Raw genomic sequence first — 19,437 nt, forward strand, 5'->3', positions numbered from 1 at the left:
CTATACTCGCGCCGCAACTTCGCACCGACCGCAAGATCTCCCAGGAGAGCCCATGACCACGTCCGTCCAGGATGCCGCCTACGACGTCACCGGCATCGGCAACGCCATCGTGGACGTGATCGCCCACGCCGACGACGCCTTCCTCGCCTCCAACACCATCGAGAAGGGGGCGATGACGCTGATCGACGCCGCCCGCGCCGAGGAGCTGTATGGCCGCATGGGGCCGGGCGTGGAGGTCTCCGGCGGCTCGGCCGGCAACACCATGGCGGGCATCGCCATGTTGGGCGGGCGCGGCGCCTATATCGGCAAGGTCGCCAGGGACCAGCTGGGCGACGTGTTCCGCCACGACATCCGCGCGGCCGGCGTCGCCTTCGACAGCGCGCCGCTGCTGGGCGGGGCGCCGACCGCCCGCTGCCTGATCCTGGTCACGCCGGACGCCCAGCGCTCGATGAACACCTATCTCGGCGCCTGCGTCGAGCTGGGGCCGGAGGACATCGACGAGACGCTGATCGCCGCCTCGCAGGTCACCTACCTGGAAGGCTACCTCTGGGATCCGCCCCGCGCCAAGGAGGCCTTCCGCAAGGCGGCGGAGATCGCGCACGCCGCCGGCCGCAAGGTGTCGCTGTCGCTGTCCGACAGCTTCTGCGTCCACCGCCACCATGCCGAGTTCGTCGATCTGGTGGAACGCCACGTCGACATCCTGTTCGCCAACGAACATGAGATCGGCGCCCTCTACGGCACCGACAGCTTCGAGGACGCGCTGGCGGCGGTGAAGCGGCTGGGCAAGACGGCGGCGCTGACCCGCAGCGAGAAGGGCGCGGTCATCGTCTCGGCCGGCGAGGTGGTCGAGGTGGCGGCCGAGCCGGTGGAGCGGGTGGTCGACACCACCGGCGCCGGCGACCTCTACGCCGCCGGCTTCCTGTTCGGCCACACCCGCGGCCTGTCCCCGGCGGTCTGCGGCCGTCTGGGCGCCGTCGCCGCGGCGGAGATCATCGGCCATGTCGGCGCCCGGCCGGAGGTGAACCTGCGCGAGCTGGTCGCCGCCAAGGGCATTCTGTAACCTGCGATTTGCGCCTCAGATCGCAACCACGTTGCCGGCCGCAGTGCATTTTGCAACTGCGGCCGGTTCTCATTCCGGTCCGGTTTTCTTCGCTTCGGCCGGCTCAGTTCAGCCGGCTCAGTTCAACTGGTCGTCCACCACCGGCCGCTCCGGCACGGTGACCCTGGCGCACAGCAGCGCCAGCGCCGTCCCGCTGTCGGGGGCGGCCACCGCCCAGCGCTCCGGCCGGTCGGGCCGCGGGACGGTCAGCAGCCACAGCCGGTCCTTCTCCCCGAAACGCTCGTTCATCAGCGTGTATTCCCGCGGCCCCTGGCGGCGCAGATCGTTCAATTGGCTCTGCAATTCCACCGCCTGGGCGTTGCGTACGGATATCGCATCCTCCAGCTGGTGCAGTTCGGTTTCCTGCCGGCGCAGGTCGCGCCGCAGGGAGTCGGTGGTCTGGGTCAGCTCCGTCCGTCCATGATGCAGCTGCGACCGGCGGCGCTGCACGGACGCGATCCGGTAGCCGATCCGCAGGATCGACACGGTGCCCCAGCTGAGGCAGGCCATCATGATGACCATTTCCAGCACCAGCAGCAGCGGCGTCTGCATGCCCATCGTCCTCCGCTTCTTCGGCACGCTCCTTGCTGCGTGCCCGCCTGCCGGAAATGCAGCAACCGGCGTGCCAGGGCAGGCGCTGGCAGTCATGGCGGCATTCGAGGGGGGCGGCGTTCGATGGAAATGGTGGGGACGATCCTCAACTCGGCGGTGCCGCTGGTGGCGGCGCTGGCCGTGCTGTGCCATCTGTGCTGGGTCGGCATCCGGCGCAGCTGGGAACGGGTGGCCGGGCTCGACCGGCTGCGCCGGTCGGTGCTGCCGCTGAAGGAACGCCAGCGCGCCGAGACGGAGGCGCTGGCCGACATGGCCTGCCGGCTGGAGGAGGCGAGGGGCCGGCTGACCGCCGCCGAACTGCGGGTCAGCCATCTCCAGCGCCAGATCGAGACGCTGGACAAGGAACCGCCGGTCTTCCTGCATGTCCTCGGCACCCCCGGTGGCAACCGGCGCGCCTTCAAGGCGGAGGCGAAGTTCGACACCGTTGTCGCCGCCGCCGCCCGCGCCGCCGGCAAGCCGGTGAACCCGGCCTGGCGCTACGGCAACCGGGTCGTGGTGCATGCGCTGGACATGGCGTCCGCCCGGCGCGAGGCGGACCATCTCTTCCCGCAGAAGGGCGGCTATCGGGTCTTCTTCCACGCGGCGGTGCCCTGAGCGGTTGCCGTTTTTCGCGAAAGACCACCGGTTGGAGAAATAATTCCTATATCCTCTCCGCAATGCCGACTCATTCGCGGAGCCACGCCATGCCCCTCGACAGCCGTACCCTTGCAAACGACCATTTCCCGCTGTGGGCGGAGGAGCCGCCGGTGCCGTCGGACGGCTCGTTGGTTCCCGGTTCTCAGTTCCACGAGGAGCAGTGGATCATGGCCGCCGGCATGCTGGCCCGCGGCAGCAGCTTCCTCTATGTCGCCCGCGCCATGGGATGCAGCCGCACCACCCTGTGGCGGGCCTATTACGGCTCCAAGGATTTCCGTCACAGGGTGTGGTGGGAGCGGCAGACGCTGAACCGCGAGGCCGACCTGCGCCTCTCGTCGCTGCGCAGTCTGGTCGTCGAGCAGATCGAGCGGCTGGTCTCCTCCGGCGATCCCTCCACCGTGCGCTGGCTGGCCGACCGGCTCGGCATCCTCGACGGGCTCGCAGCTCACCCGGCTCAGCAACCGGCGCAACAGCTACAGACCCGGCAACCGTCGCAAGACCTGTCCGCAGAGGCTGCCCCTGATACTGCCCCCGATCCCGTTGCCGATCCCTTCGCCGGCCTCTCCGGCATCGTCGTCCCCGACCTCGACGACGACAGCATCCCCGGCGCCTTCCGCGAACGCACCCCGCCCGATCCGCGCGCCGTCGCCGCCATCCTCGCCCGCCCGGAGGCGGCGGGGCCGAAGGGCGTCTATCCCTACACCTTCAACCCCGACGATCCCTATCCTACCCTCGGCTCGGCGCTGGAACGCCGGGGCAAGGCCGCCTTCGGCCGCCGGTGAGGCGGACAGGCCGATGAACATGGAACATCGGCCGGACAGCGTTCCACGCCGTTCCACCGCTCTTACCGGCCTCTTCACCGGAGGCGATCCCCCCAAAAGGCCGGCGCTGCGGTCTTCCGCCACGGCACCGGCTCGGGTAAGCTGCCGATCCCGCCGCCCATCCTGACAGATTGCCCCTCCATGCAAGTCTACCTGCCGATTGCCGAGATGTCGGTCAACGCGCTGCTGGTGCTCGGCATGGGCTGGCTGGTCGGCTTCCTGTCGGGGATGTTCGGCGTCGGCGGCGGCTTCCTGATGACGCCGCTGCTGATCTTCATCGGCGTTCCCCCGGCAATCGCCGTCGGCACCCAGGCCAACCAGCTGGTCGCCGCCAGCGTGTCGGGCGTGCTCGCCCACTGGCGGCGCGGCAATGTCGACGTGAAGCTGGGCGTGGTGATGCTGGGCGGCGGCGTGGTCGGCACCGCGGTGGGGGTGTGGATCTTCGGCATCCTCCAGCGGCTGGGCCAGATCGACATCGCCATCACCCTGTCCTACGTCTTCTTCCTCGGCACCATCGGCGGCATGATGCTGGTGGAAAGCAGCCGCGCCATCCTGCGCCGCCGGGCGCCGACGGCCAAGCGCGGCAAGCTGCACCGCCACATCTGGCTGCACGGCCTGCCTTTCAAGATGCGGTTCCAGCGTTCCAAGCTCTACATCTCCGCCCTGCTGCCGGCGGGGATCGGGGCGGTCGGCGGCATGCTGGTGGCGATCATGGGCATCGGCGGCGGCTTCCTGCTGGTGCCGGCGATGATCTATCTGCTGAACATGCCGGCCGGTCTGGTCGCCGGCACTTCGCTGTTCCAGATCATCTTCACCACCGCGGCGGCGACCCTGCTCCAGGCCGCCACCAACCAGACGGTGGACGCCATGCTGGCGCTTCTGCTGCTGATCGGTGGCGTGATCGGCGCGCAGTTCGGCACCAGGGCCGGCACCCGGCTGCGCGGCGAGACCGCCCGGATGGCGCTGTCGCTGATCGTGGTGGCGGTGGCGCTGAAGCTGGCCTGGGACCTGTTCTCCCGTCCCGACGACCTCTACACCCTGACCATGGGGCTGCGCTGATGGCGGCGGTTATCAAGCGCAGGCCGATCAAGCGCAGGCTGGTCCAGGCCGCCGCGGCGCTGGCCGGGCTGCTGCTGGGCGGCACGGTGACGGCGACGGTGTGGGCGCAGCAGCTGGTCGCCGACCTGTCGAGCCACCTGATCGCCATCACCACCGGCTTCACCGGCACGGAGGTCGTGCTGTTCGGCACCACCGACGGGGCGGGCGACGTCGCCATCGTCGTCACCGGCCCGCGCTCCCCCGCCACCGTCCGCCGCAAGCAGCGGGTGGCCGGCATGTGGATGAACACCGACAGCCTGCGCTTCGACCAGGTGCCCAGCTTCTACACGGTGGCGGTCAGCCGGCCGCTCGACCAGCTGGTCGGCCGCCCGGTTCTGGAGCGCCACCAGCTGGGCCTGCCGCAGCTCCAGCTGCCGGCCGACCCGACCCTGCCGCCGGAGGAGCTTGCCGCCTACCGCAGCGCGCTGATCCGCAACAAGCAGCGCCAGGGGCTTTACGCCATCTCGATGGGGCAGGTCGCCTTCCTGGGCGAGCGGCTGTTCCGCACCAACATCTATTTCCCGGCCAATGTCCCGACCGGGCTGTACAATGTCGAAGCCCTGCTGATTCGCGACGGCGAGGTGGTCAGCGCCCAGACCACGCCGCTGGTGGTGTCCAAGATCGGGTTCAGCGCCGAAGTGTCGGACTTCGCGCGCAACCGCCCGGTCATCTACGGGGTGGCCGCCGTCCTCGGCGCCATCGCGGCCGGCTGGGCGGCCGGCGCCGCATTCCGCCGGGTCTAAGCCGAGAGGGTTACAGAGATGACCGACACGACGCAGTCCGCCACGCCGGAACCCCCCGCCCAGCCCCCCGCCGCCAAGCCGGTGCGCATCTTCCTGGTGGTGGTCGACGACAGCCCGGAGCTGAAGGTGGCGCTCCGCTATGCCTGCCTGCGCGCCCGCAAGTCGGGCGGCAAGGTGGCGCTGCTGACCGTTCTGGAAAAGGGCGAGATGCAGCACTGGCTGGCGGTGGAGAACCTGATCCGCGAGGAACAGCGCGCCGAGGCGGAGCAGATGCTCCAGAAGCTGGCGCGCGAGGTCAACCAGCTGACCGGCACCCTGCCGGCGCTCTATGTCCGCGAGGGCAACCGCACCGAGGAGGTGCTGGCCCTGATCGGCGAGGAGCCGAGCATCTCCATCCTCGTGCTGGCCGCCGGCACCGACCCGGAAGGCCCCGGACCGCTGATCTCCTACTACACCGGCCGCGGTCTGGGGCGGCTGCACATCCCGCTGACCATCGTCCCCGGCGGGCTCAGCAACGAGGAACTGGACGCGATCACGTAAGTAAGGATAGGTGCTGCGGGGACGGTCCGCGCATGCCGGATGCCGAATACCCACACAACCGGGGTCCTTGATCCGCCCGGCGTTTCGGCCCAGATTTCCCCCAATCGTACCGCGTCCCGATCCCGGGCGCGCCGGCGGTTCCATTCCGCCGCCGATGGAGGACCAGACCATGTTCATTCAGACCGAGCAGACGCCCAACCCGGCGACTCTCAAGTTCCTGCCGGGGCGTGACGTGCTCGGACGCGGCACCGCCGACTTCACCGGCCGCGAGGATGCCGCCCGTTCGCCGCTCGCCCAGCGCCTGTTCGAGATCGAGGGCGTCGTCGGCGTCTTCCTGGGTGCCGACTTCATCACCATCACCAAGACCGATGCCCGCGACTGGTTCCTGCTGAAGCCGTCGATCCTCGGCGTGATCATGGAGCATTTCACCGCCGACCGCCCGGTCCTGCTGGAGGACGGCGGCGACGGCCATGCCGCGGCGGCGAACGCCGACGACGAGGAGATCGTCGAGCAGATCAAGGAGCTGCTGGACACCCGCGTCCGTCCGTCGGTCGCCCAGGACGGCGGCGACATCACCTTCCAGGGCTTCGAGCGCGGCGTCGTCTATCTGGCGATGAAGGGGGCCTGCTCCGGCTGCCCCAGCTCCACCGCCACGCTGAAGCACGGCATCGAGAACATGCTGCGCCACTACATCCCGGAAGTGGTCGAGGTCCGCTCGGTCCAGTAAGGTCCGCCCTTATGGTTATGCCGGCTTGCCCTTGATGCGGCGGGCCGGTATTCCCATGCTGGTTGCATGATCATCTCCGCCAGCTACAAGACCGACATTCCCGCCTTCTACGGGCGCTGGTTCCTGAACCGCCTCGACGCCGGTTACTGCCGGATGGTCAACCCCTATGGCGGCCAGACCTACCGCATCGACCTGACCCGGCCGGCGGTCGACGGCTTCATCTTCTGGACCAAGAATCTGGGACCGTTCCTCGGCGCGCTCGACAGCGTGGCGGAGCGGGGCTTTCCCTTCGTCGTGCAATACAGCGTCACCGGCCTGCCCACCGCGCTGGAACGCTCGGTCCCCGCCTGGGAGACGGCGGTCGGCCATATGGCACAGGTGCGTGGGCGCTGGGGAGCGCGGGCAGCGGTCTGGCGTTACGACCCCATCGCCCTGACCGACGCCACGCCGCCCGCTTGGCACCGCGAGACCTTCGCCGCCATCGCCCGCTCGCTGCGCGGGGTGACCGACGAGGTGGTGGTCTCCTTCCTCCAGCCCTACCGCAAGACCGCCCGCAACCTCGCCGCCGCCGGCATCGGCTGGCGCGATCCGGAGGCGGAGGAGAAGCGCGCGCTGCTGGCGGATCTGGCCGGGATCGCGGCGGGGGAGGGGATGGCGCTGACGCTCTGCACCCAGCCGGAGCTGGCCGGTACGCCCGGCACGGCGCCGGCCCGCTGCGTCGATGCGCTGCGCCTGTCCGATGTCGCGGGCCATGCGATCGCCGCGCGGGAGAAGGGCAACCGCCCCGGCTGCCTGTGCGCCGAAAGCCGCGACATCGGCGACTATGACAGCTGTCCGCACGGCTGCGTCTACTGCTATGCCGTTGCCGACCGCGGCAAGGCCCAGCAACGCTTCGCCGCTCACGATCCGGAGGGGGAGTTTCTGATTGCCCGTTGACGGGAAGACCGGTCCTTACGGACAGACCTTCCGCACCGTCTCCACCAGCTTTTCCGGGTTGAACGGCTTCACCAGCCAGCCGGTGGCACCGGCTTCGCGGCCGGCGGACTTCTTGGCCGGATCGGCCTCGGTGGTCAGCAGCAGGACCGGGGTGGCGCGGTTGGTGGCCGAGGCGCGGATGGCGCGGGTCAGCGCCAGCCCGTCCAGGCCCGGCATGTTCAAATCGGTGATGATGCAGTCGAACTTGCGCTGGTTGACCAGGGCGAGGCCGGCATTGCCGTCCGACGCCTCCGCCACCTCATAGCCGGCGCCTTTCAGCGTGAACCCGACCATGTCGCGGATGGTCTTGGAATCGTCGACGGTCAGGACGCTCTTGGGCATGGAACGCGGCTCCGGTTGCTCGGCCGAAAGGAATAAGGGAAAGGCCTAGGCAATTTCCCGCCGACCGTCAACCGCTGGCGTACCCTATTCCGCATAACACGAAGCCCCCGGCCCGTCGGCGATGCCGCTGAACCGGGGGCTTTGCAGAAGTCGTATGGTTACGCCTTCGTATCGACGTGCTGGCCACCGGCGTCACCGCCCTTGGCGACACCGACCATCGCCTCGCGCAGCAGGCGTCCGTGGATGGTGTAGCCGGGCTGGAGAACCTGCACGACGGTGCCGGCGGCCTTGCCGGTGTTCTCGATCTCGAACATCACCTGATGGAAGTTCGGGTCGAACGGCTCGCCGGCCGGGTCCAGCTTCTTGATGCCGGCACGGTCGAAGGCGGCGAACAGCTGGCGCTCGGTCGCCTCGACGCCGACGGCGAGGCCCTTCAGCACATCGTCCTGCTCGCGGCCCTCGGCCGGCACGGCGTCGAGCGCGCGGCGCAAATTGTCGGCGACCGACACCAGCTCCTTGGCGAAGCTCGACACGGCGAACTTGCTGGCGTCCTCGCGGTCGCGCTGGGCACGGCGGCGGGTGTTCTCCGTCTCCGCCATGGCGCGCAGAAGCTGGTCCTTCAGGCTGGCGACCTCGGCCTCCAGCTTGGCGACACGGTCCTCGGGCGAACCGGCATCCGTCTGGTTGGCGGCGGTGTCGGCGGTGGCCTCGGTCGGCTCCACCGTGGCGTCGGCGGGCTTGTTCTGCTCTTCGCTCATGGTTTTCTCAATTCTTGCTTCGTCAAAAGGCGGAGTTGGTGAGGGTGGTGTTCAGCCGATCAGCCGGCTGACCACCTTGGCGGTGTAATCGACCAGCGGAATGATGCGGGCATAATTGATGCGGGTCGGGCCGATGACGCCGATGGCGCCGATCACCTGTTCCCGGCTGTTCTGGAAGGGGGAGATGATCATCGAGCAGCCGGAATGGCTGAACAGGACGTTCTCGGCGCCGATGAAGATCTGCACGCCGTCGCCGCGACCGGTAGCGTCCAGCATGCGCAGCATCGTCTCCTTGGTCTCCAGCGCCTCGAACAGGCCACGCACACGCTCCAGGTCGGACAGCGCGGTGACGTCCTCCAGCAGGCGGGACTGGCCGCGGACGATCAGCTGGCCGGCGTTCGACCCGCCACTGCCGGCCCAGGTGGCCAGACCGGCGGCGACCACCTTGCGCGACAGCTCGTCCAGCTGGGTCTTCTGCTGCTCGATCTCCTGCAGGACCTCCTGCCGGGCCTCGTCCAGCGTGCGGCCGGCGAGCTTGGCACTGAGGAAGTTCGACACCGTCTGCAGGGTGGAGGTGGGAACCCCCATCGGCACCTCGATCACCCGGTTCTCGACCAGCCCGTCCTCGTTCACCAGCACGACCAGGGCACGGCCGGGGCCGAGCGACACGAACTCGATGTGCTTCAGCGGACGGTCGGTCTTAGGCGCCACCACCAGCCCGGCACAGTGCGACAGGCCGGACAGCATGGTCGACGCCTCGCCCAGCACGTCGGCGAAGGCGCGGCCGGAGGCGGAGCATTTCGCTTCGATCGAGGCGCGCTCGTCCTCGGTCAGCGACCCGATCTCCAGCAGGCCGTCGACGAACATGCGAAGGCCGGCATCGGTCGGGATGCGGCCGGCGGAGGTGTGCGGGGCATAGAGCAGCCCCTGCTCCTCCAGGTCGGCCATCACGTTGCGGATGGTCGCGGGCGACAAGGCCATGCCAAGCCGCCGCGAGATCGTGCGGGAGCCGACCGGCTCCCCCGACGCCACATAGGCGTCGACGATCAGCCGGAAAATCTCGCGCGATCGCTGGTTCAGCTCGTTGATCATGGACTGGGGCGGTCGTGCTCTGTTCGGGCCGGTCGGTTGCGGAACGCGGGTTCCGTCAACCGGTCCGAATTTAGGCAGGTCCGACCGCCGAATCAACGTGCGGGGCGAAGATGCCCCACCGGCATGCCCCCATTGGCCTGCAAGCGGTATGCAGGCGTGTGACCGCCCTTACTGCTCCGCCAGGAAGGCGCGGTACTGGGTGGCGATGGCGCCGACCGCCGCCTCGTACAGGCGCTGGCCATGTTCGGGACGGGCAAGGCTGGGGGCGGAGCCGATGCGGCCGTCGGGATAGCGGCGGCGGAAGTCGCGGGCATCGTGGAAGCCGCCGGCTGGCGCCTGTTCCGGTTCCATCGCCGCGGTCTTGATCGAGTCGGGATAGGCGTACTGGGTCAGCGACACCTCGCTGGGGGTGGCGTGCGAGCCCTCCTTGCCCTGGTACAGCTCGCGCGACAGGCGGCCGACCTCGCCATTCTCCCACCAGTTCACCAGGGTGCAACGCAGGTCCGGGGCGTCACGGCCGCGCAGCGCCCGGTTCTCCGCATAGATCTCGTAGAAGGCGGCGCGCAGCGTGGCGATGTTGCCGCCATGGCCGTTGACGAAGAAGAAGCGCTCGAACCCGTGTTCGGCCAGCGAGCCGACATAGTCGCGCAGCAGCGCGATCAGGGTGGATGGCTTCAGCGTCATCGAACCGGGGAATTCCATGTGGTGGACGGCCATGCCGACCGGGATGGTCGGACCGACCAGCGCGCCGGTGGCGTCGCCGACGCCTTTCGCGATGACCTCGGCACAGATGGCGTCGGTGCCGACCAGCCCGTTCGGTCCGTGCTGCTCGGTCGAGCCGATCGGCATGATGATGCCTTTGGAGGTCTTCAGATAGCTTTCGACCTCGGCCCAGGTGCTCAGGTGAAGCTGCACGGTGGCTGATCCTTTTCGACGATGCGTGCCGGAAATGCGGCCGGGAATGCGTTTGCCTTCATGTTAGGCGGCCGGCGGGCCGGGACAACCGCTCCCTGCGCCGGGCGGGCATGACGGGGCCGGCGGTTGGGCTTTGTTCATCCCGTGCTGGCGCATTGGCCTCATGGTCACTACAATCGCGTGTACCATGCCCTGTCGGGCGTCTGTTTCGGGGTGCGGTTGTGGTTGCGCGCGTCAACACGGTGGCGTTCCAGGGCATCGAGGTGCTGGGGATCGACGTCCAGGTCCAGATGTCCGGCGGAATCGTCGCCTTCACCGTCGTCGGCCTTCCCGACAAGGCGGTGGGCGAAAGCCGGGAGCGGGTGCGCGCCGCGCTGCACGCGCTGGGACTGGCGCTGCCGGCCAAGCGCATCACCGTCAACCTCGCCCCTGCCGACGTGCTGAAGGAGGGAAGCCATTTCGACCTCCCCATCGCGCTCGGCCTGCTGACGGTGATGGGGGTGCTGCCGGATGCGGAGATCGCCCGCTACGTGGCGCTGGGCGAGCTGGCGTTGGACGGTGCCCTGACGCCGGTGGCCGGCGTGCTGCCCGCCGCCATCGACGCGCTGGCCAACGATCGCGGCCTGATCTGTCCGGCGGCTTGCGGCGGGGAGGCGGCCTGGGCCGGTCCCGACCTCGACGTGCTGGCGCCGGCCAACCTGCTGGCGCTCATCAACCATTTCAAGGGCACCCAGGTGCTGACGCCGCCCAAGCCGCGGATGCAGGAACAGGACGCGCCGCCGCCCGACCTGCGCGACGTGAAGGGCAACGAAACGGCCAAGCGCGCGCTGGAGGTCGCCGCCGCCGGCTCGCACAACCTGCTGATGATCGGCCCGCCCGGTTCCGGCAAGTCGATGCTGGCCGCCCGGCTGCCCGGCCTGCTGCCGCCGCTCGACCCGGCGGAGGCGCTGGAGGTGTCGATGATCCACAGCGTCGGCGGTCTGCTGGAGGACGGTCGTCTGCTGCGCCAGCGCCCCTACCGCGCCCCGCACCAGTCGGCCAGCCTGCCGGCGCTGGTCGGCGGTGGTACGCGGGCGAAACCGGGCGAGATCTCCCTGGCGCACCAGGGTGTTCTGTTCCTCGACGAGTTGCCCGAGTTTCCCCGCGCGCTGCTGGAGGCGTTGCGTCAACCGCTGGAGACCGGCAAGGCGGTGGTCAGCCGTGCCAACCACCATGTGACTTACCCGGCGCGCGTCCAACTGGTGGCGGCGATGAACCCCTGCCGCTGCGGCCATCTCGATGACGCCTCGCTCGCCTGTGCCCGCGCGCCGAAATGTGCCGCCGACTATCAGTCGAAGATCAGCGGCCCGCTGTTTGACCGCATCGACCTGCACATCGACGTGCCAGCGGTCAGCCCCGCCGACCTCAGCCTGCCGCCCCCGGCGGAAGGCAGCGCCGCCATCGCCGCCCGTGTCGCCGTCGCCCGTGCCATCCAGGCGGAGCGCTACGGCGGTTTCGGTCCTTACCCGGCCGGCCGGGCGGTGCGGACCAACGCCGAGGCGGACGGCGAACTGCTGGAAAAGGTGGCCTCCCCCGACGCCCCCGGCCGCGCCCTGCTGACCGAGGCGGCGGAGCGGCTGAAGCTGTCCGCCCGCGGTTACCACCGGGTGATGCGGGTTGGGCGGACGCTGGCTGACCTGGACGGGGTCGAGGGGGTCAGGCGCCGCCACATCGCGGAGGCGCTGAGCTACCGGCGGATCGCGCCGGGGCGGTGAACGGGGTGCGCAGGACGACCGCCGGCATCAGTCTGCGGCGGTCGCCGCCTCATGCTGTTGCGCGGTACGGATCGCTGCCGCGATGGCGCCGCGCGCCTGTGGGCTGTTCTTCCAGCAGCTCGCGCCCAGCTCTCCGGCGATTGCCGTGCACAGAGCGTCAGCGTCCGCACCGGCCAGCGCCGCCAGATCATGGATGCCGACCTGTTCGAGCCGGCCGATCACGGTCGGCCCGACGCCTTTGACCGCCAGCAGCACGGCGCGCTCATGGGATGGAAAGGGCATCGGGAAACTCTCTTCCTGCGGGTCACGGCCCTTCGAACACCGGCGGCTTGGCCGCGCCTGGACAGGCGGTCGCCTGAACCGACTCCTGCTCGACGAAGGTCACGGCGGCAGCCATGGCGCAGTCCTCGCTGGAAGTCACGATGTGGCTGGCGGCGCGGAAGACCAGATGGCGGCTCTTCGGCAGGGTGGCGGCGGCGCGGTCGCCCCATTCCGGCGGGGTGACGGGGTCGTAGGCGCCGGACAACAGCAGCACCGGCACCGGGCTGGCGACCGGCAGGCGCTCGGTCAACTCCTGATGGCCGGCCGGCCACAGGCGGCAGACGCGCTGGCCGGGGTCGTCGGCGGCGACCAGTCCGTAGGGGGCATAGCGGCGGGCATTGTCGGCGCGCTTCAGCGGATCGGCGGTGGTCACCGACTCACGGCATTCGACCGAGAAGGCCAGCCCGTCGGCGACCTCCGGGTCACCCAGCCAGTTGGTCGGCGCCCATTCAGCCAGCGTGGCGTATTGGCCGCGGATGGCGCGGTCGAGCATGATCGGCAGAGCCGGCACAGCCTCGCTGACCGCCATCGCCTCCAGCCCGGCGGCGATGGCCGCCCCGCCGGTCAGCCGCAGGGCGCGGCGCGTCTCATGGTCGCCGACGACGATCTCGACCGGGTTGTGGTCAAGCCGCTCGATCAGGCCGAGGAAGCGCTTTTCCAGATCGGGAAAGGCGGATCGGCAGGCCCGGTTGGCGGCGCAGTCGTCGAACAGCCGGCGATAGGCGCGTTGCGCCAGCCAGGCCATTTCCTCCTGCGCATTGACGTCGGGCGGATAGACGCTGTCGAAGACGGCGGTGCGGACACGGGCGCCCTGCCGCCGCAGGATCTCCAGCCCGACCCGCGTGCCGTAGGACACCGCGAACAGGTTCACGCGCTGGGCCCCCAGCGCGGTGACGATGTCCAGTGCATCCTCCGCCGCGACGGGGGTGGAGAATTGGGTGGCGTCCAGCCCGGCCGCCTGCAGCCGCGCGGAACAGGCGCTGACCGCCGAGCGTTCCGCCGCCGCCCGCTGCTCGCGCGTCAGCGGCCGGGTGCCGCGCGTGGTGCCGACGGCGTCCAGCTCCGGGCAATCGGTGTCGGGTTCCGCCCGGCCGACGCCGCGCGGATCGAACAGGATCAGGTTGCGGGTGCGGCGGAACGGGGCCGACAGCTCCCACCACACCTCCATCCGCTCCTCCGTCGCCTCGCCGCTGCCGAAGGGGGAGGCGCCGGGGCCGCCCTCTAGGAACATCACGGGATCGGGGGCCGGCTGGCGGGCGGTGCTGAGCAGGACGGCGACCGGCAAGCGCAGGCTGCGGCTGTTGGGACGGTCCCGCCGCTCCGGCACCGCGACCGTTCCGCACAGGGCCGCTTCGCCGTCCGGCACTGTGAACCAGCAGGGGCCAGGGGTGAAGCGCGCCTCCGCCGCCGCGGGCAGGCTCCACAGCGTGCCCGCCGCCACGGCTGCAACCGCCAGCAGCTTGCGGGCGGAACGCACCGCTGTCGGCCATGCGGAAGAGGGGAGGATGGACACGGACGGACGACCCGGAACTGATGGATAGGAGACCGATGAGAGGAGTACCGCAGACGGCTTTTGCCGCCGGCTTTGTGTTTGACCGACCGACCTCCGCTTGTCCAGAGATGCCCGACCTCATCCCCGCGGATGGCGAAACGGCGGAAAAGCGGTGCCGATTTGCAACAGACGTGCGGCGAAGGTCACGCCATTTGCAAACGAACGGTCATCTCGGGAGGAACCGGTTGACGGAATACATCCGCACGCGGAATTATTTCGCAACAGAGGCCCGGCCGTCGGTGCCTCTCGGTTACAGGAGCAGATCATGCCGACCTTGTGGACGGCGTTGCGGAGCCGTTGGCTCGATTCCGGGCTATCCTCGGGACCGGGCCGACTGTGCGACCATTTGCGGCGCGACATCGGATTGACGGACGGAGACGTCGGGGACGGCGAAGAGCCTCCACTCGCCTGCCGCCTTCCGCCTTTTCACATCCGCGATCGGAACCTATCGGACGCGCGGACATTTTTGACCTTGCAACCGTATCGCTGACCGGCGATACCGGATCCGCCGGCCTCTCACGCCGGCCTCACTCAACCCGTGGAGAGTTTCGATGAAAGCCATCGTAGCCACTGCCTGGACTCGCCGATCGGGCGATCCGGCCATCACCGCCGCCAATTGGGCCGCCCATATGGCCGCCAATCAAGCCCAGCCGGCCCGCCTTCTTCCCGCAGCCTTCGAACGTGAATTCCGGATATCGAGAGGATCCCATGTGTGTCTTTCTGGGTTTTTGCGGTCACCGTCTCTTCGTTGAACACGCCCGCTGGGCATCGCCGGCCGGGTCCTTCGACCTGAGGCGTGAAAACGGGGAAGTCATCCTATGGCTTGGACGCCTGAACATCATCTACACACCGGCCCGCTGGGGACCACCCTCCCGCGCTGCATAGCGCGCGGCGCCGCGGAGACCTGCTGAATGCCGGCCCGCGTTCGTCATGACGAGGTCCTTACCGTCGTCCAGGTGCTTGAGGCGTTCCGCAAGCTCGACCCCGATCTGCCCATCCAGTATGCGCTGAGTTTCATGACCATCGCGCAGAGCGAAGGCATCTCCATCGGCGAACTGGCGGAACGCCTGGGCATCGCCCAATCCTCCGCGTCACGCAACGTCGCGGCGCTCAGCCGCTGGCACAGCTTCGGCAAGGCCGGCCTCGATCTGGTGCAGGCGCAGGAAGATCCGCGCGAACGCCGCCGCAAGATCGTCACCCTGACCGACAAGGGCCGTGAGTTCCTGGACGCGTTGCGCGCCATCGTGAACCCGCCCGACCAGCGCCGTCCCGCCAGGACGGCCTGAACCTTATCTAGCGATCCCGTCCAGCGCCCGGCGCAGCATGCCCACCAGCGTGCGCACCGCCAGTTCCTGCCGCTCCAGACCCAGACCGCCGAAGCGGCGCAGCGTTGCCGCCCGTTCGGGCAGCGGCGGCATGTGGAAGAAGCCGTAGGGCACGTCCAGGCCGGCGCTCTCGATGATATGGCGCGCCCGGTAGAACAGATGATTGCCGAGGAAGCCGCCGGAGAAATCGCCGAAGGTCACCGGCAGTCCGGCCATCGACAATTCGCGCATCACCCGCGGCACCGGCAGGGTGCTGCCATAGGCGGTCGGTCCGTCGGGCACGATATCGGCATGGTCCCGCACCGTGCCGGCCGCATCCGGCAATGGGCTTTCGTCGCGGTTCCAGGCCAGCCGTTCCAGCCGGATGTAATCGCTGGAGTCCAGATAGGCGAAGCCGAGCGCAGCCAGCGGCCGGTGTTCCGCCAGCAGCGCGGCGAAGGCCTCGCCGCAGGTGTCATACAGGGGGGGCAGGGTGGCGGTGACGACCCCCGGCTCTCCCGCCAGCCGCTCCATCAGCAGGGCGGTCGGATCGGCCGTCCAGGGATGATCGGTGGGGGGATGGTCGGCGGCGGACGGATCCGCTTCGCCGTCCGGGGGTGTCCCGAACGGCGCGAAGCCGGTGATCAGGATGGGGGCCGTCACGGGCAAGCTATCCTTACGGCCGCAGCAGGCCGATGATGTCCTTCACGTCGTTCAGGTTCTTTTCCGCGATGGCGGCGGCGCGCTCGCCGCCCTTCTTCAGCAGCCGGTCGATTTCAGCCTTGTCGGCCAGCAGTTCCTTCATGCGGGTGGTGATCGGCGCCAGCTTGTCCACCGACAGGTCGACCAGCGACTTCTTGAAGTCGGAGAACTGGGACCCGGCGAACTGCGCCAGCACCTGCTCGCGCGACTGGCCGGCCAGCGCACCATAGATGGTGACGAGGTTGTCGGCCTCCGGACGGGCCTCCAGCTCGGTCACGGTTTCCGGCAGCGGTTCCGGATCGGTCTTCGCCTTGCGGATCTTCTGCGCGATGGTGTCGGCATCGTCGGTCATGTTGATGCGCGAATATTCGGACTCGTCCGACTTCGACATTTTCTTCTTGCCGTCGCGCAGGCTCATCACCCGCGTCGCCTCGCCCAGGATCTGCGGCTCGGGCAGCGGGAAGTATTCGGTCTCATAGCGGCGGTTGAAGGCGCCGGCGATATCGCGCGCCAACTCCAGATGCTGCTTCTGGTCCTCGCCGACCGGCACATGGGTGGCCTTGTACAGCAGGATGTCGGCGGCCATCAGCGTCGGGTAGGCATAGAGGCCGAGGTTGGCCATGTCCTTCTGCTTGCCGGCCTTTTCCTTGAACTGCGTCATGCGGTTCAGCCAGCCCAGCGGCGTGTGGCAGGATAGGATCCAGCCCAGTTCGGCATGGCCGGAAACCACCGACTGATTGAACAGGATGTTCTTGTCCGGGTCGATGCCGGCGGCGATGTAGGCCGCGGTGACCTCGCGGATGTTGTTGCGCAGAACCTCCGGGTCCTGGTCGATGGTCAGCGCGTGCAGGTCGACGACGCAGAAGATGCACTCGTAGCTGTTCTGCAGATCCACCCAGTTGCGCAGCGCCCCCAGATAGTTGCCGAGGTGAAGCTGCCGGGTCGGCTGCATGCCGGAGAAAATGCGGTTCACGGGTGGTCTCGCTCGAAAACTCTGGGAGGCGGCAGTTATCGCCCCCCGAAGTCCGTCGGTCAAGGCGCGGCGCGCCGCAGCCGGGCCCGCTTTCCTAGGCCAGTTGTTGGGCGATGGAGCGCGTTCTCGGCGTCTCGACATCGCCGGTGTGCTTCGTCGTCACCGTTTCGATCAGCAGAATACAGCATTCCTCGTCGGCGACCGGATTGTGCATCACTCCACGTGGGATCACGCACAGTTCGCCCGGTGACAGCAGCGTCTCGCGGCCATCCTCGAACTGGATGCGCAGCCGGCCGCGGATGACCTGGAAGAGTTCGTCCTCATCATCGTGGCGATGCCAGACGAACTCGCCCTTCAGCTTGGCAACCTTCACATACTGGTCGTTCACCCGCGCGATCACCTTGGGCGACCAGTGATCGGTCAGGGTGTCGAGTGCGGCGTCGATGTTGAGGGCAGGGATCATCGGAACGGCTTCTCCGGTCATGGTGCGGATGGAACCGGATACAGCTCAACCGGACTCTTGGATAACTAATAATGGAGATAGAGGTCATTAATATCCATAATGCCGCCATGCCCAGAAATCTCGACACGACCCTGCTGCGCAGCTTCGCCGTGGTCGCCGACCACGCCAGCATGACGGCGGCGGCCCAGAACCTGAACCTGACGCAGGGAGCCGTCAGCCAGCAGATTGCCCGGCTGGAAGCGTTGGCCGGCGGCCCCCTGTTCATTCGTGACCGCAGCGGATTGCGCCCGACCGCGTTGGGGGAGCGGTTGCTGGGGAAATCCCGGCGGTTGCTGGCGCTGAACGACGAGATTTGGGCAGACATCACCGGCGGCGCCATCGACGGGCCGGTGCGGATCGGCGTTCCCTACGACCTTGTCGCTCCCTGCATCGCCCCGATGCTGCGGAGTTTCACCACCGCCTTCCCGAAGGTCGAACTGACGCTGATCTGCGGATCGTCTCCCGAACTGGCGGGCCGCATTGGCGATGGGGATCTCGACCTTGCGCTGGTCGAGGAACCGGTGGAGGCGGCGCAGGGCGAACATCTGCTGATCGACCGTCTGGTCTGGGTCGGTGCGCGCGGTGGCACTGCTTATGCCGCGACCCCGCTGCCATTGTCGCTGGTGGTGGAAACCTGCGTCTTCCGGCCGGCGGTGATGGCGGCGCTGCGCCGGCAGGGGCGGGACTGGCGCAGTATGTTCGAGAATGGCGGCCTTGACGCCACCTTCGCCACCGTGCGGATGGATCTCGCGGTCTCGGCTTGGCTGGCCTTCACCGTGCCGCCCGATCTGGAAATCCTGCCGGCGGACAGCGGTCTTCCCGACCTGCCGTCCTTCGCCGTCACGCTGCATCGGCCGGTCCGCACGCCCTCGCTGGCAGCAGCGGAACTGGCCCGGCAAATCCGCGACGCCTTCGCCCGGTTCAAGCGGATGGGCTGACCGGTCCCACGGTCCAGCCCGCCCGTTTGACCCGGTGGCGCCCTATCCTTACTTCCGCACGCGCCGCAGTTCTTATTTCGCCGCGCGGCGGCGCTCGATGGCATCCCACAGCAGGGCTTCCAGCTGAACGCCGTTCAGGCGGTTGATCTCCTGGATGCCGGTGGGGGAGGTGACGTTGATCTCGGTCATGTAGTCGCCGATCACGTCGATGCCGACGAAGACCAGACCCTTCTCCCGCAGCACCGGGCCGATGGCGGCGCACATCGCGCGCTCGCGCGCGGTCAGCTCGGTCTTCCTGGCGCTGCCGCCTGCGTGGAAGTTGGCGCGGGCCTCGCCCTCCAGCGGCATGCGGCTGACCGCGCCCACCGGCTCGCCGTCGACCAGGATGATGCGCTTGTCGCCCTGGCGGATCTCCGGCAGGTACTTCTGCACGATCACCGGCTCGCGGTAGAGCTGGGTGAACATCTCCAGCAGGGAGCCCAAATTCTCGTCGTCGGGCTTCAGGTGGAAGACGCCGGCGCCGCCGTTGCCGAACAGCGGCTTGACGATGATGTCCTTGTGCTCGGCCCGGAAGTCCAGGATGGCCTGCTTGTCGCTGGTGATCAGCGTCGGCGGCATCAGGTCGGGGAACTTGGTGATGAACAGCTTTTCCGGCGCATTGCGCACCTCGGCCGGGTCGTTGACGACCAGAACCTTGGGCTGCACATGCTCCAGCAGGTGGGTGGAGGTGATGTAAGCCATATCGAAGGGCGGGTCCTGCCGCAGCAGGATGACGTCCATCGTCGACAGGTCGGTCATAACCGGCTCGCCCAGCGTGTAGTGGGCGCCACGCTGGCGCACCACTGTCATCTCGCGCACACGGGCGGTCAGGCGGTTGCCGGTCAGGATCAGGTCGCGCGGGTGGTAGTGATACAGGCGATGGCCGCGCTTCTGCGCCTCCAGCGCCATCATGAAGCTGGAATCGGTGTCGATGTTAATCGACTCGATGGGGTCCATCTGGAAGGCGACGGCGAGGCTCATGACGGGTCCCTCT

At 68.5% G+C, this 19,437-nt stretch carries 22 protein-coding genes; 11 read left to right on the forward strand and 11 right to left on the reverse strand.

The window, feature by feature from the left end; genetic code table 11:
• The first annotated feature begins 52 nt into the window (after positions 1–52).
• Positions 53–1,060, forward strand: coding sequence for an adenosine kinase (locus tag ABNQ38_RS23705; protein WP_377808324.1), 1,008 nt, complete (start codon positions 53–55; stop codon positions 1,058–1,060).
• Positions 1,061–1,177: 117 nt separating this feature from the next.
• Here ABNQ38_RS23705 and ABNQ38_RS23710 read toward each other — a convergent pair whose 3' ends face one another.
• Positions 1,178–1,651, reverse strand: coding sequence for a hypothetical protein (locus ABNQ38_RS23710; RefSeq protein WP_377808325.1), 474 nt, complete (start codon positions 1,649–1,651; stop codon positions 1,178–1,180).
• Between the two features lie 123 nt (positions 1,652–1,774).
• Here ABNQ38_RS23710 and ABNQ38_RS23715 point away from each other — a divergent pair, with 123 nt between their 5' ends.
• The 7 genes from ABNQ38_RS23715 (at position 1,775) to ABNQ38_RS23745 (ending at position 7,212) form a co-directional block, all read left to right on the forward strand.
• On the forward strand, positions 1,775–2,305 hold the full coding sequence (locus tag ABNQ38_RS23715; protein WP_377808326.1) for a hypothetical protein: 531 nt from the start codon (positions 1,775–1,777) through the stop codon (positions 2,303–2,305).
• An 89-nt stretch (positions 2,306–2,394) separates the two neighbouring features.
• Entirely contained in the window at positions 2,395–3,129 is a 735-nt protein-coding gene (locus ABNQ38_RS23720) for a hypothetical protein (RefSeq protein WP_377808327.1), read from the forward strand.
• A gap of 180 nt (positions 3,130–3,309) precedes the next feature.
• Positions 3,310–4,227, forward strand: a complete 918-nt coding sequence (locus tag ABNQ38_RS23725; RefSeq protein ID WP_109048334.1) for a sulfite exporter TauE/SafE family protein — start codon at positions 3,310–3,312, stop codon at positions 4,225–4,227.
• The gene (locus ABNQ38_RS23730) at positions 4,227–5,009 is read left to right on the forward strand and encodes a TIGR02186 family protein (protein WP_377808328.1); all 783 of its coding nucleotides are present in this window, start codon (positions 4,227–4,229) and stop codon (positions 5,007–5,009) included. Before ABNQ38_RS23725 ends, ABNQ38_RS23730 begins: the two co-directional genes overlap by 1 nt.
• 18 nt (positions 5,010–5,027) lie before the next feature.
• Entirely contained in the window at positions 5,028–5,549 is a 522-nt protein-coding gene (locus ABNQ38_RS23735; protein WP_377808330.1) for a universal stress protein, read from the forward strand.
• Positions 5,550–5,718: 169 nt separating this feature from the next.
• Positions 5,719–6,276 (forward strand): NifU family protein, encoded by a 558-nt coding sequence (locus ABNQ38_RS23740; protein WP_174471445.1) that lies wholly within the window; start codon positions 5,719–5,721, stop codon positions 6,274–6,276.
• A 66-nt stretch (positions 6,277–6,342) separates the two neighbouring features.
• Positions 6,343–7,212 carry a DUF1848 domain-containing protein gene (locus tag ABNQ38_RS23745; protein ID WP_377808331.1) on the forward strand — a complete coding sequence of 290 codons (870 nt, stop codon included), beginning with the start codon at positions 6,343–6,345 and terminating at the stop codon, positions 7,210–7,212.
• Positions 7,213–7,227: 15 nt separating this feature from the next.
• Here ABNQ38_RS23745 and ABNQ38_RS23750 read toward each other — a convergent pair whose 3' ends face one another.
• The 4 genes from ABNQ38_RS23750 to ABNQ38_RS23765 all read right to left on the reverse strand — a co-directional run bounded on the left by ABNQ38_RS23750 (position 7,228) and on the right by ABNQ38_RS23765 (position 10,358).
• Positions 7,228–7,593, reverse strand: coding sequence for a response regulator (locus ABNQ38_RS23750; RefSeq protein ID WP_109048338.1), 366 nt, complete (start codon positions 7,591–7,593; stop codon positions 7,228–7,230).
• Between the two features lie 158 nt (positions 7,594–7,751).
• The gene (gene grpE / locus ABNQ38_RS23755; protein ID WP_098740954.1) at positions 7,752–8,351 is read right to left on the reverse strand and encodes a nucleotide exchange factor GrpE; all 600 of its coding nucleotides are present in this window, start codon (positions 8,349–8,351) and stop codon (positions 7,752–7,754) included.
• Between the two features lie 51 nt (positions 8,352–8,402).
• Complete coding sequence (hrcA, locus tag ABNQ38_RS23760) at positions 8,403–9,443, reverse strand: heat-inducible transcriptional repressor HrcA (RefSeq protein ID WP_085090505.1); 1,041 nt, start codon at positions 9,441–9,443, stop codon at positions 8,403–8,405.
• Between the two features lie 168 nt (positions 9,444–9,611).
• Positions 9,612–10,358: a creatininase family protein gene (locus ABNQ38_RS23765; RefSeq protein WP_377808332.1), complete on the reverse strand. Its 747-nt coding sequence runs from the start codon at positions 10,356–10,358 to the stop codon at positions 9,612–9,614.
• A gap of 221 nt (positions 10,359–10,579) precedes the next feature.
• Here ABNQ38_RS23765 and ABNQ38_RS23770 point away from each other — a divergent pair, with 221 nt between their 5' ends.
• Complete coding sequence (locus ABNQ38_RS23770) at positions 10,580–12,112, forward strand: YifB family Mg chelatase-like AAA ATPase (RefSeq protein ID WP_098741200.1); 1,533 nt, start codon at positions 10,580–10,582, stop codon at positions 12,110–12,112.
• A 27-nt stretch (positions 12,113–12,139) separates the two neighbouring features.
• Here the strand turns inward: ABNQ38_RS23770 and ABNQ38_RS23775 are convergent, their stop codons facing one another.
• Together ABNQ38_RS23775 and ABNQ38_RS23780 are read right to left on the reverse strand one after the other, a co-directional pair.
• Complete coding sequence (locus tag ABNQ38_RS23775; RefSeq protein ID WP_377808333.1) at positions 12,140–12,394, reverse strand: helix-hairpin-helix domain-containing protein; 255 nt, start codon at positions 12,392–12,394, stop codon at positions 12,140–12,142.
• Between the two features lie 22 nt (positions 12,395–12,416).
• Positions 12,417–13,910 (reverse strand): alpha/beta fold hydrolase, encoded by a 1,494-nt coding sequence (locus ABNQ38_RS23780; protein WP_377808334.1) that lies wholly within the window; start codon positions 13,908–13,910, stop codon positions 12,417–12,419.
• 986 nt (positions 13,911–14,896) lie between these two features.
• Here ABNQ38_RS23780 and ABNQ38_RS23785 point away from each other — a divergent pair.
• Positions 14,897–15,271: a MarR family winged helix-turn-helix transcriptional regulator gene (locus tag ABNQ38_RS23785; protein ID WP_014249257.1), complete on the forward strand. Its 375-nt coding sequence runs from the start codon at positions 14,897–14,899 to the stop codon at positions 15,269–15,271.
• Between the two features lie 3 nt (positions 15,272–15,274).
• On the opposite strand, the gene ABNQ38_RS23790 is transcribed toward ABNQ38_RS23785, so the two are convergent.
• The 3 genes from ABNQ38_RS23790 to ABNQ38_RS23800 all read right to left on the reverse strand — a co-directional run bounded on the left by ABNQ38_RS23790 (position 15,275) and on the right by ABNQ38_RS23800 (position 17,427).
• Entirely contained in the window at positions 15,275–15,952 is a 678-nt protein-coding gene (locus tag ABNQ38_RS23790; protein ID WP_377808335.1) for a pyrrolidone-carboxylate peptidase, read from the reverse strand.
• Between the two features lie 13 nt (positions 15,953–15,965).
• The gene (gene trpS, locus ABNQ38_RS23795) at positions 15,966–16,964 is read right to left on the reverse strand and encodes a tryptophan--tRNA ligase (RefSeq protein WP_098740959.1); all 999 of its coding nucleotides are present in this window, start codon (positions 16,962–16,964) and stop codon (positions 15,966–15,968) included.
• A gap of 94 nt (positions 16,965–17,058) precedes the next feature.
• Positions 17,059–17,427 carry a cupin domain-containing protein gene (locus tag ABNQ38_RS23800; protein ID WP_377808336.1) on the reverse strand — a complete coding sequence of 123 codons (369 nt, stop codon included), beginning with the start codon at positions 17,425–17,427 and terminating at the stop codon, positions 17,059–17,061.
• A 107-nt stretch (positions 17,428–17,534) separates the two neighbouring features.
• On the opposite strand from ABNQ38_RS23800, the gene ABNQ38_RS23805 reads away from it, so the two are divergent.
• Positions 17,535–18,404 carry a LysR family transcriptional regulator gene (locus ABNQ38_RS23805; protein ID WP_377808337.1) on the forward strand — a complete coding sequence of 290 codons (870 nt, stop codon included), beginning with the start codon at positions 17,535–17,537 and terminating at the stop codon, positions 18,402–18,404.
• Between the two features lie 72 nt (positions 18,405–18,476).
• Here the strand turns inward: ABNQ38_RS23805 and gshB are convergent, their stop codons facing one another.
• The gene (gshB, locus tag ABNQ38_RS23810) at positions 18,477–19,424 is read right to left on the reverse strand and encodes a glutathione synthase (RefSeq protein ID WP_377808338.1); all 948 of its coding nucleotides are present in this window, start codon (positions 19,422–19,424) and stop codon (positions 18,477–18,479) included.
• Between the last annotated feature and the right edge of the window lie 13 nt (positions 19,425–19,437).

The organism is Azospirillum sp. A29, from assembly GCF_042604625.1.
Lineage (GTDB): Bacteria > Pseudomonadota > Alphaproteobacteria > Azospirillales > Azospirillaceae > Azospirillum > Azospirillum palustre.

What these genes read in the sequence shown, in the direction of transcription:
- ABNQ38_RS23715 (WP_377808326.1), top strand. Translation starts at nt 1,775, where the DNA reads ATGGAAATGGTGGGGACGATCCTCAACTCGGCGGTGCCGCTGGTGGCG.
- ABNQ38_RS23745 (WP_377808331.1), top strand. Translation starts at nt 6,343, where the DNA reads ATGATCATCTCCGCCAGCTACAAGACCGACATTCCCGCCTTCTACGGG.
- ABNQ38_RS23735 (WP_377808330.1), top strand. Translation starts at nt 5,028, where the DNA reads ATGACCGACACGACGCAGTCCGCCACGCCGGAACCCCCCGCCCAGCCC.
- ABNQ38_RS23750 (WP_109048338.1), bottom strand. Translation starts at nt 7,593, where the DNA reads ATGCCCAAGAGCGTCCTGACCGTCGACGATTCCAAGACCATCCGCGAC.
- ABNQ38_RS23725 (WP_109048334.1), top strand. Translation starts at nt 3,310, where the DNA reads ATGCAAGTCTACCTGCCGATTGCCGAGATGTCGGTCAACGCGCTGCTG.
- ABNQ38_RS23705 (WP_377808324.1), top strand. Translation starts at nt 53, where the DNA reads ATGACCACGTCCGTCCAGGATGCCGCCTACGACGTCACCGGCATCGGC.
- ABNQ38_RS23730 (WP_377808328.1), top strand. Translation starts at nt 4,227, where the DNA reads ATGGCGGCGGTTATCAAGCGCAGGCCGATCAAGCGCAGGCTGGTCCAG.
- ABNQ38_RS23805 (WP_377808337.1), top strand. Translation starts at nt 17,535, where the DNA reads ATGCCCAGAAATCTCGACACGACCCTGCTGCGCAGCTTCGCCGTGGTC.
- ABNQ38_RS23785 (WP_014249257.1), top strand. Translation starts at nt 14,897, where the DNA reads ATGCCGGCCCGCGTTCGTCATGACGAGGTCCTTACCGTCGTCCAGGTG.
- ABNQ38_RS23800 (WP_377808336.1), bottom strand. Translation starts at nt 17,427, where the DNA reads ATGATCCCTGCCCTCAACATCGACGCCGCACTCGACACCCTGACCGAT.
- ABNQ38_RS23775 (WP_377808333.1), bottom strand. Translation starts at nt 12,394, where the DNA reads ATGCCCTTTCCATCCCATGAGCGCGCCGTGCTGCTGGCGGTCAAAGGC.
- gshB (WP_377808338.1), bottom strand. Translation starts at nt 19,424, where the DNA reads ATGAGCCTCGCCGTCGCCTTCCAGATGGACCCCATCGAGTCGATTAAC.
- ABNQ38_RS23740 (WP_174471445.1), top strand. Translation starts at nt 5,719, where the DNA reads ATGTTCATTCAGACCGAGCAGACGCCCAACCCGGCGACTCTCAAGTTC.
- ABNQ38_RS23720 (WP_377808327.1), top strand. Translation starts at nt 2,395, where the DNA reads ATGCCCCTCGACAGCCGTACCCTTGCAAACGACCATTTCCCGCTGTGG.
- ABNQ38_RS23710 (WP_377808325.1), bottom strand. Translation starts at nt 1,651, where the DNA reads ATGCAGACGCCGCTGCTGCTGGTGCTGGAAATGGTCATCATGATGGCC.
- hrcA (WP_085090505.1), bottom strand. Translation starts at nt 9,443, where the DNA reads ATGATCAACGAGCTGAACCAGCGATCGCGCGAGATTTTCCGGCTGATC.
- grpE (WP_098740954.1), bottom strand. Translation starts at nt 8,351, where the DNA reads ATGAGCGAAGAGCAGAACAAGCCCGCCGACGCCACGGTGGAGCCGACC.